Source organism: Roseiarcus sp., assembly GCF_049514155.1.
Taxonomy (GTDB): Bacteria; Pseudomonadota; Alphaproteobacteria; order Rhizobiales; family Beijerinckiaceae; genus Roseiarcus.
Window position 1 is genome coordinate 1 of sequence record NZ_JBEKVH010000099.1, and the last position, 14,990, is coordinate 14,990.

Below are 14,990 nucleotides of genomic sequence, written 5' to 3' on the forward strand. Positions count from 1 at the left end.
GCGGCAGGGAAACCAAACCCGCTGCTCCGGAAGCGCTGATGATGTTTCGCTATCAAACTAGGACCGATTCGGCTCGCAGCAAGAAAGGGGAAAGCGCAAGCTGTCACTCCGAAAGCCACTCCTCACGCGCGGCAAGGCGTGAGACGGGAGTTGCGCGCGAGACGGCGGACGACGTCGCGAGAGACATCGTTGCTCTTACCGAAGAAGAGTATGCGCACTTGGAGGCATGCACGAAGAGCCCGCAACAGCCGACCTCGTCGATCCTGGAGGGGGCAGCCCTGATCGAAAGGCTGTACTCAAAACACAGCTAATTACGGTTGAGCTTTCCGATCTTCACAAGACGGACGGATTCCTCTGCACGATGAGCCCGCGCGTCGCGGGCTTTTTTGCGAATGAAGCAAGGCAACTCATTCCCTCCCGCTTCTGCAAGGCCTTCATTGCTCCCGACCCAAATGACCCCACTGCGATTCTGGGGTTTTACACGCTGTCCTCAGCGCAGTTGCGCAAAGAGAACGTCAGTGGCGGAGATGAGAAGCGGCTGGTAAAGAGCGCACGAGGCTTCGCACCCCCGATGATCCGCATCGGCTTCATGGGGAAGGATGACCGGGTGCCAAAAGGCTTTGGCACCGCGCTCCTGATTGACGCTGCTCGCAGAATCTATGTCCAAGACATCGGCGCTTGGGGAATCGTCCTGGAGCCGGAGAACGGAACCAAAAACGACAACAAGCTTTGGCAGTGGTACCAGAAGCAAGGCTTCAAGGCGTGCCGAGAGATGGATGGGACCGCTTACATCCCACTTTCAGCGCTTCTGCCGGAACTCCAGGGAGGAACTTGACCTACGAAGTCCGGTGACCGCCGCTGGCAACCTCCGACAGCCTCGACGGTTTGGAACGTCCTCAGCAAAGCACCCTTTCTTCCCCCTCGCTCCGGCCCTCTCCCGCTGCGCGGGCGAGGTCCCGCCCCCTTACAACCCCCCATTCCCCGCCTTAGATTGGGCCAAACATTCCCCCTCCCCGCAGGCGTTCCTTTGTCGATTTTCAGCGATCTGGCTTTCGAGGCGGGCGTCGTCGCGCGGTCGTTGGCGGATTATCTCAGTGGCGGCGCGCTGCGCCTCGGGGTGACCGGGCTGTCGCGGGCGGGCAAGACGGTGTTCATCACCGCGCTGGTCGACAACCTGGTCAACGGCGGCAAGCTGCCGGTGCTGCGCGCCGCGGCCGAGGGGCGGATCGCCCGCGTCCATCTCGAGCCGCAGCCCGACGACGCCGTGCCGCGCTTCCCTTACGAAGAGCACGTCGCGGCGATCGCTGGCCCGGAGCGGCGCTGGCCGGTTTCGACGCGGCGGGTGTCGCAGCTGCGCGTGACGATCGAGTTCGAGCGCGTCGGCGCCTGGGGCGGCGCCAGGGCGCAGAGCCTCAACCTCGACATCGTCGACTATCCCGGCGAATGGCTGCTCGATCTCGCTTTGCTCGACAAGAGCTATGGCGAGTGGTCGCGCGAGACGATCGCCGCGGCGCGGGCGAAATCGCGCGCGCCGGTCGCCTGCGAATGGAACGGCTTCGTCGCCGGCCTCGATCCCGCCGCGCGGGCCGAGGAGGCGACGGCGGTGAAAGCCGCCGAGCTGTTCGCCGCCTATCTGCGGCAGGCGCGCGACGCGACCTACGCGCTCTCCACCCTGCCGCCCGGCCGCTTCCTATCGCCCGGCGATCTCGAAGGCTCGCCGGCGCTGACCTTCGCGCCGCTGCCGCTCGACGGCGCGGAGATCGCGGCGGGCTCGCTGGCGGCGATGATGGCGCGGCGCTACGAAGCCTACAAGACCCATGTCGCGCGGCCGTTCTTCCGCGACCATTTCGCCCGGCTCGACCGGCAGATCGTGCTGGTCGACCTGCTCAGTGCGCTGAACTCCGGCCCGGCGGCGCTGAGCGACCTCGAGGCGGCGCTCGACGGCGTGATGCACGCCTTCCGCGCCGGCCGCGCCTCGCGGCTCGGGGCGATCTTCCGGCCGCGCATCGACCGCATCCTCTTCGCCGCGACCAAGGCCGACCATCTCCACCATGCCGACCACGACCGGCTCGAGGCGGCGCTGAAACTGATGACCAGCCGCGCCATCGCGCGCGCCGAGGGCTTCGGCGCCGCAATCGACGTCGTCGCCCTCGCCGCGGTGCGCGCGACGCGCGAAGCCGAGATCCGCCACGGCGGCGAGAGCCTGCCGGCGATCGTCGGCACGCCGGAAGCGGGCGAGCGCATCGACGGCCAGGTGTTCGACGGCGCCGCCGAGGCGGCGGTGTTCCCCGGCCGGCTGCCCGACGATCCGGCGGCGGCGCTGGCGGGCGAGGCGCTCGCTCTGCCGGAAGCGGACAACGACTGGCGCTTCGTCCGCTTCCGCCCGCCGATCACGCGGGCCGGCGCGCCGCCGCCCCACATCCGCCTCGACCGTGCGCTGCAATTCCTGATTGGCGACCGACTGGCATGATCGACAAGAGCCCCCGCCCCCGCGCCTTCCGCCTCGACGACCATCGCGTCGCGGTCGACGACGGACCGTCGCCGCTGGCGCCGTTGGCGACGATCATGACCCAGCGCGATCCGACCCCGGTCGAGCGCGACGCGCCGCTCGATGTCGTCGAGCGCGAAGTCGAGGCGGCGCAGCGCGCCGGCCTCGCCAAACGGCGGCGGTTCAAGCTGGCGACGATCGCCTGGGTCGGCTTCGGCGGGTTGGTCTCGCTGGCGGTCGGCCTGTGGATCGACAGCCTGATCGAGGCTTTGTTCGCCCGCGCGCAATCGCTCGGCGCGATCGCCATCGCCTTCGCCGTGCTGCTGGTCGTCGGCGCGGTCGGGCTGCTGGCGCGCGAATTCGTCGCGGTCGCGCGCCAGCGCCGCATCGCCGAGTTGCACGCCGCGCTCGCCCGCGCGCGCGCCGACGACGACCGCGACGCGGCGCGCGGGCTGGTGGCGCGGCTGGCGGCGCTCTACTTGCATCGGCCGGAGACGGCGCGGGCGCGCGCCGAGGTCGAGGAGGCGCGCCGCGCCGTCGTCGACGGCCGCGACCTCGTCGACGTCGCCGAGCGCGCGCTGCTGTTGCCGATCGACAGGAAGGTGCGGGCGGAGATCGCGATCGCGGCGCGGCGGGTGTCGATGGTGACGGCGGTGAGCCCGCGCGCGATCCTCGATCTTCTCTTCGTCGCGGCGCAGGTGGTGCGGCTGACGCGGCGAATCGCCGAGCTCTACGGCGGCCGGCCGGGCCTGTTCGGCTTCTTCGCGCTGCTGCGCTCGATCGGCGCGCATCTGGCGATCACCGGCGGCATGGCGGTCGGCGACAGCCTGGTGCAGCAGGTGGTCGGCCACGGCGTCGCTTCGCGCATCTCGGCGCGGCTCGGCGAGGGCGTGCTCAACGGGTTGCTGACGGCGCGCGTCGGCCTGTCGGCGATGGCGGTCTGCCGGCCGGCGCCGTTCGAAGTCGACAAGCCGCCCGGCGTCGCCGAAGTCGCGCCGTTCCTGTTCCGCAAGAGCAAGACGGAGTGAGGCGTGAGCGCCCTTAGACGGGAGCTCGCGCCTTCGACGCTCGTAGGGCTGCCTCCTCCATCGCGCTTCGCGCGGTGGAAGGGGGCGCCATCCGCGCCAGTGCGACGACGATCAGCGCGACGCCGGCCGCCGCGACGAGCCAGCTCGGCCGCGGCGCCAGCAGCAGGCTGAAATTCGCGCCCCACACGCGCGCGAACGGGATGTGGCGGACGAAGGCGTACCATGAGGCTTCGGCGAGCGCGGTCGCCGGCGCGGCGATCAGCGCCGAGGCGAGCGCGCATGCCCATTGCGGCCAGCCGAAGCGGGTGAAGAAGCGCGCCAGCATCAGCAGGAAGAAGAGCCCGGTCATCATCGCCGGCTCGGCGACGTTGGCCTTCGCCTGCAGGAAGAAATGCAGCAGCGCCAGCGGCGCGATCAGATAGACGAGCTTGTGCAGCCGGTTCCAGTTCGCCGCGCCGAGCCGGCGGATCATCGCGTCGGTCGAAGTCGCCGCCAGCGTCGCCAGACCGACGAGCGCGGCGAAGCCGATCGTCAGATAGAAGCGCAGCACGATCTCGCTGCCGACATGGAGCAGGTCGTAGCTCTGATCGACGACGTAGAGGCTGAGATGGGCGAGCGCGTAGGCGAAGGCGGCGACGCCGACCATGCGCCGGATCGCGATCAGCTTCGGCCAGCGCGCGAAGCGGCGTAGCGGCGTGACCAGCAGCGACAGCAGCAGCAGCCGCACCGTCCAGAGGCCGGCGCCATGGATGAGCTCGGTCACCGGCTTGGGGAACAGCATCCCGGTCGCCAGTTCGAAGGCGAGCCACGCCGCCGGCGCGAACAGGCCGGCGAAGACGATCGCCTTGAGGGCCGAGAAGCGGCCGTTGCGCTCGTTCCAGGGGGCTTTGAGCTTGATCATCGCAGCCAGAGGTTCCAGCGCCGACGCCCGGCGCGCCCTTTAGTACGCGCCAGGACGCCGGTTTGTTTCAACCCCCCGAAAGACGGCGTTCCGCCCCTTGCCCGCACCTTCAGCTCCCGCCGAGCTTGCGCGGCAGGTTGGTCGACGAGGTCGTGCACTGGAACAGCAGCTTCTTGTCGGGATAAACGTAGCGGTGCGCCTTCTGCGCCGCCAGCGCCCCTTCGTGGAAGCCCGACAGGATCAGCTTCAGCTTGCCCGGATAGGTGATGATGTCGCCGATGGCGAAAACGCCGGGCGCGTTGGTCTCGAAGGTCGCGGTGTCGACCGGGATGAGGTTCTCGTGCAGGTTGAGGCCCCAATCGGCGACCGGCCCGAGCTTCATCGTCAGGCCGTAGAAGGCGAGCAGGTCGTCGCATGCGACGTCGAAGGTCGACTGGTCGGAAGCGCGCACGGTGACCGCGCTCAATTGGCCGTCCGCGCCCTTGAGGCCAGCGAGCTGGGCGATGACCAGGTCCATCTTCTTCTCCGCCACCAGCGCCCGCATCGCGTTGACCGAATGGGGCGCGGCGCGGAATTCGTCGCGGCGATGGACGAGGGTGACGCGGCTGGCGACCGGATGGAGATTGAGCGCCCAGTCGAGCGCCGAGTCGCCGCCGCCGGCGATCAGCACCCGGCGGCCGCGGAAGTGCTCCATCTTGCGCACCGAATAGAAGACGCTCGTGCCCTCGTAGGCTTCGACGCCGGGGGTCGGCGGACGCTTGGGCTGGAACGACCCGCCGCCGGCGGCGACGATCACCACCTTGGCTTCGATCGTCGTCCCGGCGTCGGTCGAGACTCGATAATAGGGCTTCTCCGGCGTGCCGAGCGTTTCGACGCGCTCGACCATCTCGCCGAGATGGAAGGTCGGCTGAAACGGTTGAATCTGCATTGTCAGCGCGTCGACGAGCCCCTGGCCGGTGACGATCGGATAGCCGGGAATGTCGTAGATCGGCTTCTCCGGATAGAGCTCGGCGCATTGCCCGCCGATTTTGGGCAGGATGTCGATGAGATGGGCCTTGATGTCGAGCAGTCCGAGCTCGAAGACGGCGAACAAGCCGACCGGGCCGGCGCCGACGATGACGGCGTCCGTCTGAATGATCTCGCTCATGTCTTCTAGCCTTGCTTGACGGGAGTGGTCACCACGAGGCCGTCGAGCGCCTCGGTCACCTTGATCTGGCACGACAGGCGCGAATTCGGCCGCACGTCGGCGGCGAAGTCGAGCATGTCCTCTTCCATCTGCGACGGCTTGCCGACAATTTCGGTCCATTCGTCAGCGACGTAGACATGGCAGGTGGCGCAGGCGCAAGCGCCGCCGCACTCGGCTTCGATGCCGGGGACGCTGTTGCGCAGCGCCGTCTCCATCACCGTCGCGCCGACCTGGGCGTCGACCGTGCGCGACGCGCCGGAGGCGTCGATAAACGTCACTTTCGTCATGGGATCCGCGACTTCCTTCTCCTCAGCCGCCTTCGGCCGCCGGCGCTGACGATTGGTCGGCGGGCGTCTCTTGCGCGGGCGCCTTCATAAGGCCCACGGCAGCGCAACGGAAGGGCGAAAACGCACGCGCGCCGACCTGAGGCGCGCCAAAGCGACGCGGGGAAGGCTAGCCGCGCAGCTCGGCGACGGCGATCCGCGCCGCCGCGACCGCCGCCGCCAGCGCAGCGAGCGCGCGTTCGACCGCCTCGGGACCGGCCGCGCCCCCAGCCAGCGCCGCCTCGACCGCGGCGGCGGCGCGCGCGACCGCCCCGGCCCCCAGAGCCAGCGCCGTGCCCTTGAGCTGATGGGCGGCGTCGGCGCGCCGGCGCCGCTCGGCTGAACGGTCGGACGAAAGGGCGAGCAGGCTCGCCGACTGCTTGTCGAACAGGGCGAGCAGCTCCTGCTGGAGAGCTGAATCGCCGTCGGTCTGGCGCGCGAGGTGGACGAGGTCGATCGTCGGTTCGCTCGCCGCCGCAGCCGCGGCGGCGTCGCCGGCGGCCGCGCCCGGCGACGTCGAACGGGAGGCGGCCGGAATGGCGGGCATTTCGACCTCAAAACCCTTGGATTCGAACGACTTTTCGCCGCCCGACGGCGGGGCCGGGCGACTGCGCCGCCGCGCTTGTCCCCAAGCCTCCGCCATCATGGTCACCGAACCGTTAACGACGTTTGAAAGATACGATTCCGCAGAGGTTTCCATCTCAATCCGCGACCTGTAGACTGCGTGGTTAATACTCTTCGGCGCCGCGACGCGAGGCCAATGGCGTCGGCGGCGGAAGAGCGCCGCGCGGCGCGGCCTCCTTTGGCGACGCCGCGGCGATGAGTGACAAGGCGGGCACGATGGCGCAGAAGCAACCGGCGAAGGACGCGGTCTCGGCAGCAATGTCGGCGATCGAGAACGCCCTCAACCTGTCCGGGGACGGTCGCGGGACCGCCGCAGCGCCGCCCGACGCCGGCGCGAGCCGGAGCGCGCCCCCGCCGCCGCCGGTCGAGCCGCCCGTCTCGCGCCGCCTGCCGCCCGCCGACGACATCAAGTCGCCGCTGGTCGCCGACCCGCCGGCCAACGACGATCGCGCGGCGATCGGCCCGATCTTCCAGGCTCTGGCCGTCGGCCGGCCCACCGTGGCGCCGGTGATCGCGGCGACCGTCGGCTCGCTGCTGTGGCTGGCGCTGTGCGGCGCCTATGTCGCCAGCCATTTCCCGTGGAGCGGCGGCGGCGACGCCGTGCGCCAATACCTGACCAGGCCCGAGACGGTGCTGCTCGCGCTCGCCGCGCTCGGGCCGATGATCCTGTTCTTCGGCTTCGCCGCGCTCGCTCGCCGCCTGCACGAATTGCGGCTGTCGGCGCGCTCGATCACCCAGGTCGCGCTCCGCCTCGCCGAGCCGGAAACGGTGGCGAGCGAGAACGTCGCCTCGCTGGCGCAGGCGATCCGCCGCGAGATCGGGACGATGGGCGACGGCATCGAACGCGCGCTGGCGCGCGCCGCCGAGCTCGAGACGCTGGTGCGCTCGGAAGTGACGACGCTCGAGCGCGCCTATTCCGACAACGAACGCCGCATCCGCTCGCTGATCGCCGAAATGGCCGACCAGCGCGAGGCGATCCTCGCCAGCGGCGGCCGGGTGCGGGCGGTGATCGACGACGCGCACCGCGGCATCGCCAACGACCTCGAATCGATCGCCATCCGCCTCGGCGAGCGGGTTTCCGGCGTCGGCGGCGACGTCGCCGCCACGATCGGCGCCTCGGCCGAGGAGGTCACCCAGGCGATGGACCGCGCCGGCGCCTCGGCGGTCGAGCGCATCAGCGTCATCGCCACCGACGTCACCGCCCGACTCGCCGCGGCGAGCGGACGCAGCGCCGAGGACATCATCGGCCGCGTCGCCGACATCGACCAGCGCATCCGCAACGCCGGCGAGGCGCTGGCGGCCGATTTCGCCGGCCGTAACGAAGATCTGGTCAGCCGCATCGAGGCGACCGGGGTCTCGGCGGTCGAGTCGCTGCGCCGTCACGCCGACGGCATCGTCTCCCAACTCAGCGCCGCGACGTCGGCGGCGGGTCACGCGCTCGACGAGCACGACCATATCGTGGTCGGCCGCATCGCCGACAGCGGCGCGCAGGCCGCCGAAGCGATCCGCCTGCACGGCGACGCGGTGGCCACGCGCCTGGCGGTCGCCAGCGAGTCGCTGGCGCGCGAATTCGGCCAGCGGATCGACGAGCTGATCGAGCGCGTCGAGTCGAGCGCGCGCGGCATTTCCGACATCGTCGCCAACAACGGCGAAGGGCTGGCGACGCGGCTCGATTTCGCGGTCGACCGGCTGCATGAATCGGTGGTGGTGCGAGGCCAGACCCTGGAGGATTCGCTCGTCGCCGCCAACGCGCGGTTCGAGTCGACGATGTCGGGCAAGACCGACGACGCGCGCGCCCTGTTCGAGTCGGCCGGCGCCGCGTGGTCCGAGCACTTCGACGCGCGCCACGCGCAGTTGCGCGGCCTGATCGACGATTCGGCCGGCGTGATCGGCGGCCAGATCGAGGAATCGGCGCGGCGCGCCGCCGACGCGGTCGCCGCCGAGGCGATCGCCGCGCAGGAGCGGCTGGAGGCGGCCGCCCGCGCGGCGCTCGAACGCTGGAGCGACGAGACCCGCGAAGTTGGCGATAAATTCTCCTCTGCCGCCAGCGAGGCGGTGGCGGCGATCGCCGTCGGCGGCGACAGCATGAACGACGCGCTCGGCGCGACCATCGCCGGTCTCGAGGACACGCTGAGTTCCCGCGGCGGCGCCCTGATCGCCGACCTCAACAACCAGTCCCGACGCATCGAGGAGCAGATCGGCGCCCTCAATTCGCTGGTCGGCGAGAGCGGCGAAAGCGCGATCGAGCGCATCGCCGCCCACACCGAGCGGCTCGGCGAGTCGCTGTCGACCCAGATCGAGTCGATCGATTCGGTGATGAGCGGACGCAAGGCCGAACTCGACGAGCGCCTCAACGAGCACCAGGCGCATCTCAATCATCGGCTCGAAGAACATCGCAACCGCTTCGACGAGAGCCTCGCCGAGCACCGCAACCGCTTCGACCAGACGCTCGGCGATCACCGTCAACGGCTGGAGGAAGCGAGCGCCGCGCGACTGGCCGACTTCGAGTCGTCGGCCGCCGCCAACCAGACGATGGTCGAGCTGGCGCTGTCGACCCACACCCGCACCGTCGACGATTCGCTGCGCGACGGCGTGGTCAACCTCGAGACGGCGCTGATCGAGCGCGGCCGCGACGTCGTCGTGCGCGTCGAGGCCGAGACGAAGCTGCTCACCACCCAGCTCGAAGCGACGCTGGCGGCGATCGAGCAGACCGTCGTCGTGCGCGGCGGCGAGCTCGACCAGCGGCTCGCGAGACGAAGCGCGGAAGCGGCGGCGAGCTTCGATTCCGGCATCGAGGCGGCCGACGCCCGCTCCACCGACAAGCTCGACGAAGTGCGCGCCGCGTTCGAAAAGATCCTCGAGCGTATCGACGGGGTGCTGGCGGCGCGCGCAAAATCGATCAACGAGAGCCTGGCGCGCAGTACGGTCGACGCCGCCAAGACGCTCAGCGAAGGCGGCCGCGAGATCGCTCAGGGAATCTCCGCCAAGTCGTCGGAGCTCGAAGCGACGCTGCGCGGGCGCGCCGAGGCGCTGTCGCAGGCGCTGGGCGAACTCGCCGGCGACATCAACGCCAAACTCGCCGACCGGCTCGACGACATGTCGGGCACGCTCGGCAACAGCGTCACGCGGTTCCGTGACGACATCGTCGGGCCGCTGCACTCGCTTGCGACCGAGCTGCAATCGGGCGGGACGGAGATCGCCGAGGCGATCGCCCGCCACTCCGTCAATCTCGGCGAGACGGTCGAGACTCACGTCCGGCGCATCGGCGCCGAAAGCACGGCGCAGCTTGTCGCGCGGATCGAGGAATTGCGCGGGTTGGTCGAAGGCCCGGCGTCCGAACTCGTCGCCAAGCTCGGCGCGCGCGGCGACGAGGTCGCCGACCAGATCGCCGGCGTCAGCGCCCAGGCTTCGCAAAACTTCGAGCAACAGGTCAACAACCTGGTCGCGCTGCTGACGCGACGCGGCGACGACTTGCTGGCGGCGATCACCGCCAGCGCCGGCGGCTCGGTGCGCGAGCTCGGCTCGCTCAGCGGCCAGATCGGCGTCGCGGTCGAATCCTCGACCGCCGCGTTGCGCGCCGCCACCGAGGCGGCGCAGGCGCAATCGGCCGAAACGATCGGCGCGCTGATCGGCAGCCTGCGCGCCGCCGCGGATTCGGCGCAGGCGCAGTCGTCCGAAACGATCGGCTCGCTGATCGGCGGCCTGTCGGCGGAGGTCGATTCTTCGACCGCCGCCCTGCGCGCCGCCGCCGAAGCGACGCAGGCGCAATCGGCCGAATCGATCGCGGCGCTGATCGGCAACCTGACGGCCGAGATCGAACGGACCGGAGCGTCGCTGCGCGACGCAGTCGAGACCAACGCCGGCGCGTCGATCTCCACCCTCAACGCCTCCGGCGAACGCATGCGCGCCGAGCTCGGCCAAGTGCTCGAGCGCCTCGGCCAGGTCGGCTCGGTGCTCGATCGCATGGTCGGCGCGGCCGGCGAACGGCTCATCGCGATCGAGGGCGGCCTCGGCGAGCGGATCGAGCAGTTGCAGCAGGCGCTGGGCGCGATGGCCGATCAGGTCGCGGCGCTCGACCGCCTGTCGAGCGAGACGCGTAACGAATCCGGCGTCCTGGTCGAGCGCCTATCGGGCCACACCACCGCCTTGGCCGACGTCGCGCGCGACCTCGCCGTCAATCAGCAGACGGTCGACGCGTCCCTGGCGCTTCGCCACGCCAGCCTGAAAACCCTGTTCGCCGAGATCACCGAGAAAAGCCAGGAGTTCGACGCGGTGGCGCGTCACTTCGCCACCTCGTTCGAGGAGAGCTTCACCAAGGCGCAGACGCGCGCCCAGGAGATCAGCGCTTCGCTGGCGGTTTCGACCAAGAACGCCGCCACCAACGCGGTCAGCCAGTTCGAGATGATCCGCGACAGCGCCGGCAAGGAGCGCCTCAAGACCGCCGAGACGTTGCAGGCCGCCTACGACCAGGCCAACGCCAATCTCAACGACGTCATGTCCAAGACCGCCGAGCGTTTCCGCGAGTCGGTCGACGAGGTCCGGCAGATGGCGGCCGAAGTGCAGCGCCAGCTCGACGCGACGCGGCGCGAACTGAAGCGCGGCGTGTTCGAACTGCCGGAAGAGACCGCCGAGGCCGCGACCGCGATGCGTCGCGTCGTCGCCGATCAGATCGCCGCGCTCAAGGAGCTCACCGCGGTGGTGACCGCTTCGGGGGCGGATTTCGACATCGTCGAGCCGACGGCGCCATCCAGGCCTTCGCTGCGCGCCGAGGCGCCGCGCAAGGCGGAAGCGCTGCGCCGCGCCGCCCCGGAAGGCGACGACGATGGTCAGGCGACGACCGTCGCGCCGGCGCCCGAGCCGACCCGCGCGGCCACGCCGACTGCGTCGCGCCCGGCGCGATCGGCGGCGGCGGCCGCCACAACGTCGGGCGAGCGCAGCCAATCAGGCTGGCTGTCGAACCTGCTCGCCGCGGCCTCGCGCGACGAGACGCCCGCCCCCGCCGGCCGCCCGGCGAGCGACGCGCCGGAGGGGATCTCGCTCGACGTCGCCAAATTCGTCGACACCGAGGCGGCGGCCGAGATGTGGGATCGCTGGCGCGCCGGCGACGCCGGCGCGGCGACGCGGCGGCTCTATACCGCCGCCGGCCAGCAGTCGTTCGACGAAATCCGTCGCCGCTACCGATCCGACCCGCAGTTCCAGGACGCGGTGAACCGCTACACGCAGGAATTCGAGCGGCTGCTCGCCAAGATCGGCGAGAACGACCGCGACGGAGCGCAATCGCGCGCGACCCTGCTGTCCGACGCCGGCAAGGTCTACACCATGCTCGCCCACGCCTCGGGCCGGCTGGGATAAGCCGCGCTTCGGCTCTCGATCGGACTTGCCCTCGCCCTACCCTCTCCCGCAAGCGGGAGAGGGGGAAAACCCTTCTCCCGCTTGCGGGAGAAGAGCCTGCCCCCAGGTGAAATTCCGGGGGTGGCCGCCATAGGGCGTCGGAAGACGCCCGTCGCAAACGACGGGACTTGGCGGCCGGACGAGGGGAAGTCCTGCTCGGCTTAGAGCCGCGTCGCGACGAAGGCGACGATGCGCTTCATCACCGAAGACAGCGCGCCGTCCATCGCCGCTGTGACCGTCGCCGGAGCGGTCGAGGCGACCGGCGCCTCGGCGGTGAAGACTTCCTCCGCCGCCGCGAAGTCGAGCGAAGTGGGAACGAGCTTGGCGGCGACGCTAATCTCAACCCGCGAGCGAGCAGCGTCGAGCTCGAACTTGCGGATGTCGAGATCGAGGATGTAGTTGGCCGGCGCCGCCGGGTTGCCGCCGACCTGACCCGCAAGCCCCGCGTTTTGAAAACTCTGGATCAACCGCGCCCGAACGATCAGCGGCAGGCGGTCGGGCCATTTGGCGCCCGCCAACACCGCCATCTGCTGCGAGCGGGTGTGCACCAGAATGCGGTCGCTATCGAGGTCGAGCGATGCGAACGGCTCGGCGACGCGCACCTGCGCGCGCATCGGATGCGCACGACCAGGTCTGGCGGCCTGGAGGTCGTAGGTGTCGAGCGGCCCGCTACTGCCGCCGCCACCGCCGCAACCGGCCAACGCCAGCGCCAGCGCGACGAGGCTGAGTCCGCGGCGACGAGCGACAAGCGGACGGCCTGCGGTCGCTGCATCGCTCATCACTTCCCGCCTTGATACTCGGGAAGGCTCGACTTGGCGCCGAACAGCACCTCGTTGGGGTTGCGCTCGAAACTGCGGATCGCGCGGTCGAGGTCGTTGATCGTGCGACGGCCGTCGACCGCCAGCGCCTCGTATTCGCGCAAGCCGGTCGAGGTGAAGTGGCTGAGGCCGGCGGCGATGTCCTTGGTGCGCGCGTCGAGATTGTCGGCGAGCTGACGCACCGAACGCGCCGCGTCGCCGAGCTCGCCGAGCGGGCCCTTGAGGTCGGGCGAGCCGACGAAGCCCTGCAGGCTGGTCATCAGGCCGTCGATCTTGTCGGCGGAGTGATTGAGCTTGGCGGTCAGCTCGGTCGCGTTCTTCACCGCCGCGTCGATGTCGCCTTGATGCTGCTGCAGCGTCTGGCCGAGCGTGTTGGCGCCGTCGACGAAGGTAGCGATCTTCTTCGTGTCGACCGCCTTGACGAGATTGTCGAAGTCGCCAAGCGCGGAATCGAGCTTGCCGGCGGTGTCGTTGAGCCGCTTGGCGAGCGCGGCGGCGTCGGTGATGGTCGAATTGATCGCCGCCTTGTTGTCGGCGAGCGAACCGGTCAGCGACTTCACGTCGCCGACGATGCCGCTCACCTTGGCGGGGTCGACCGCCTTGACCAGTTTGTCGACGTCGTCGGAAAGCCCTTGCAGCCGGTCGGACAGCGGGCCGATCTTCTTGCCGAGGTCGGCGATGCCCGACAGCGCCGCATTGACGCCGGAGGCGTTGTCGGCGAGCGCCTTCGAGAACGCGTCGATGTTGCGCACCGCGTCGCCGACGACGGCGCTGTTGTCGGCGACCAGCTTGTCGATGCGGCCGAGGGTCGTGTCGGCCTTGGCCGAAAGCGACTGCACCGCCGTCAGGATGTTCTGCATGTCGGACGATTCGCCGACGATGACCGGAGGGTTGCCGCCTTTCGACGTCAGCGGCGGAGAATCGGACGCGCCCCCGGTGAGCGCGATCGCTGCGCCGCCGGTCAGCCCCTGAACCTCGAGGCTCGCCTTGGTGTCCTGGTTAATCGGCACGCGCCCCACCACCTGGATCAGCACCTCGACGCGGCGCGGATCGTCGGCGACGAGATTGATCTCGGTGACCTCGCCGACGCGGATGCCGTTGAACTGCACCGCGCTGCCGCGCGTCAGGCCGGCGACCGAGCCGTCGAACAGGACGGCGTAAACCTGGTGATCGGCGGTGCGGGTCAGGCCGGAGAACCACAAGACGAACAGGAACGCCCCGGCGATGACCGCCAGGGTGAAGGCGCCGATGAGGACGAAATTCGCGCGCGTCTCCATCTCGACTACCGTTTGCCCCGGCCGACCGCAGGCCGGCGCTGCCCCCTGAAGGGGGTTCCGCCGCCCGGCCCGCGACTCGCATAGCAGATTTTGCCGCCAGACGCGCGGCCGCCGGCCCAATTCATGGTTGGCGCCGCCCGTGGCCGAGCTTGAACGCCGCCTCGCGGCCAGCCCCGCGCTTGCCGTGGAAGTAGGTCTTGATCCACGGATCTTCGGAGCGCAGCAACTCCGAAATCGTCCCGATCGCAATCACCCGCCCCTGCCCCAGCACCGCGACGCGGTCGCAGATCGCGTAGAGACTGTCGAGGTCGTGGGTGACCATGAACACGGTAAGGCCGAGCGTGTGCTGCAACGTGGCGATCAGCTCGTCGAAGTCGCCGGCGCCGATCGGGTCGAGCCCAGAGGTCGGCTCGTCGAGGAACAGCAGATCGGGGTCGAGCGCCAGCGCGCGCGCCAGCGCCGCCCGCTTGATCATGCCGCCCGACAGCTCGGCCGGATATTTGTTGCCGGCGTCGGGCGGCAGACCGACCAGCGCGATCTTCAGCATCGCCAGCTCGTCGCGTAGGCGCGGCGACAGGTTGAGATGCTCGCGCATCGGCGCCTCGATGTTCTGCCTGACGGTCAACCCGGAGAACAGCGCACCCTGCTGGAACAGCACGCCCCAGCGCTGGCCGACGCGGCGACGCTCGGCGGCGGTGAGGCTGTCGAGGTCGTGGCCGTAGACTTCGATCGTCCCGGCCCGCTTGGGCAGCAGGCCGAGCACGGTGCGGGTGAACACCGACTTGCCCGCGCCCGAGGCGCCGACCAGGCCGAGCACTTCGCCGCGGCGCACGTCGATGTCGAGCCCGTCCATCACCAGATGGTCGCCGAAACCGACCTTCAGTCCGCGCACGCGGATGACGACCTCGCCAACGCGCGCGCCCTCGTCGAGGTCGGCCGGCGGCGGCGCGGCGG

Annotated in this window: 12 protein-coding genes; 5 read left to right on the forward strand and 7 right to left on the reverse strand. The window is 70.0% G+C overall.

The annotated features are described in order from the left end of the window. The 4 genes from ABSF49_RS14200 to ABSF49_RS14215 all read left to right on the forward strand — a co-directional run. Positions 1-311 (forward strand): hypothetical protein (locus ABSF49_RS14200; protein WP_424113308.1); only part of this gene is annotated, 311 nt, incomplete at its 5' end. 50 nt (positions 312-361) lie between these two features. Further along, on the forward strand, positions 362-835 hold the full coding sequence (locus ABSF49_RS14205) for a hypothetical protein (RefSeq protein ID WP_424113309.1): 474 nt from the start codon (positions 362-364) through the stop codon (positions 833-835). Between the two features lie 192 nt (positions 836-1,027). Then, entirely contained in the window at positions 1,028-2,470 is a 1,443-nt protein-coding gene (locus tag ABSF49_RS14210; protein WP_424113310.1) for a YcjX family GTP-binding protein, read from the forward strand. Beyond that, positions 2,467-3,516 carry a YcjF family protein gene (locus ABSF49_RS14215; RefSeq protein WP_424113311.1) on the forward strand — a complete coding sequence of 350 codons (1,050 nt, stop codon included), beginning with the start codon at positions 2,467-2,469 and terminating at the stop codon, positions 3,514-3,516. Before ABSF49_RS14210 ends, ABSF49_RS14215 begins: the two co-directional genes overlap by 4 nt. Positions 3,517-3,529: 13 nt before the next feature. On the opposite strand, the gene msrQ is transcribed toward ABSF49_RS14215, so the two are convergent. From msrQ to ABSF49_RS14235, 4 genes are all read right to left on the reverse strand, one after another. After that, positions 3,530-4,417, reverse strand: coding sequence for a protein-methionine-sulfoxide reductase heme-binding subunit MsrQ (gene msrQ, locus ABSF49_RS14220; RefSeq protein WP_424113312.1), 888 nt, complete (start codon positions 4,415-4,417; stop codon positions 3,530-3,532). A gap of 109 nt (positions 4,418-4,526) precedes the next feature. After that, complete coding sequence (locus ABSF49_RS14225) at positions 4,527-5,564, reverse strand: NAD(P)/FAD-dependent oxidoreductase (RefSeq protein WP_424113313.1); 1,038 nt, start codon at positions 5,562-5,564, stop codon at positions 4,527-4,529. A 5-nt stretch (positions 5,565-5,569) separates the two neighbouring features. Next, positions 5,570-5,890 carry a 2Fe-2S iron-sulfur cluster-binding protein gene (locus ABSF49_RS14230; protein ID WP_424113314.1) on the reverse strand — a complete coding sequence of 107 codons (321 nt, stop codon included), beginning with the start codon at positions 5,888-5,890 and terminating at the stop codon, positions 5,570-5,572. A gap of 166 nt (positions 5,891-6,056) precedes the next feature. After that, entirely contained in the window at positions 6,057-6,473 is a 417-nt protein-coding gene (locus tag ABSF49_RS14235; protein WP_424113315.1) for an Hpt domain-containing protein, read from the reverse strand. 293 nt (positions 6,474-6,766) lie between these two features. Between ABSF49_RS14235 and ABSF49_RS14240 the strand changes: the two genes are divergently transcribed. Next, positions 6,767-11,902, forward strand: coding sequence for an apolipoprotein A-IV repeat region-like domain-containing protein (locus ABSF49_RS14240; RefSeq protein ID WP_424113316.1), 5,136 nt, complete (start codon positions 6,767-6,769; stop codon positions 11,900-11,902). A gap of 200 nt (positions 11,903-12,102) precedes the next feature. Here the strand turns inward: ABSF49_RS14240 and ABSF49_RS14245 are convergent, their stop codons facing one another. The 3 genes from ABSF49_RS14245 to ABSF49_RS14255 all read right to left on the reverse strand — a co-directional run bounded on the left by ABSF49_RS14245 (position 12,103) and on the right by ABSF49_RS14255 (position 14,889). Next, positions 12,103-12,720, reverse strand: coding sequence for an ABC-type transport auxiliary lipoprotein family protein (locus tag ABSF49_RS14245; RefSeq protein ID WP_424113317.1), 618 nt, complete (start codon positions 12,718-12,720; stop codon positions 12,103-12,105). Continuing rightward, positions 12,720-14,036 (reverse strand): MlaD family protein, encoded by a 1,317-nt coding sequence (locus ABSF49_RS14250; protein ID WP_424113318.1) that lies wholly within the window; start codon positions 14,034-14,036, stop codon positions 12,720-12,722. The genes ABSF49_RS14245 and ABSF49_RS14250 overlap by 1 nt, the downstream gene beginning before the upstream one ends. A 121-nt stretch (positions 14,037-14,157) precedes the next feature. After that, the gene (locus ABSF49_RS14255) at positions 14,158-14,889 is read right to left on the reverse strand and encodes an ABC transporter ATP-binding protein (protein ID WP_424113319.1); all 732 of its coding nucleotides are present in this window, start codon (positions 14,887-14,889) and stop codon (positions 14,158-14,160) included. Positions 14,890-14,990 lie beyond the last annotated feature (101 nt).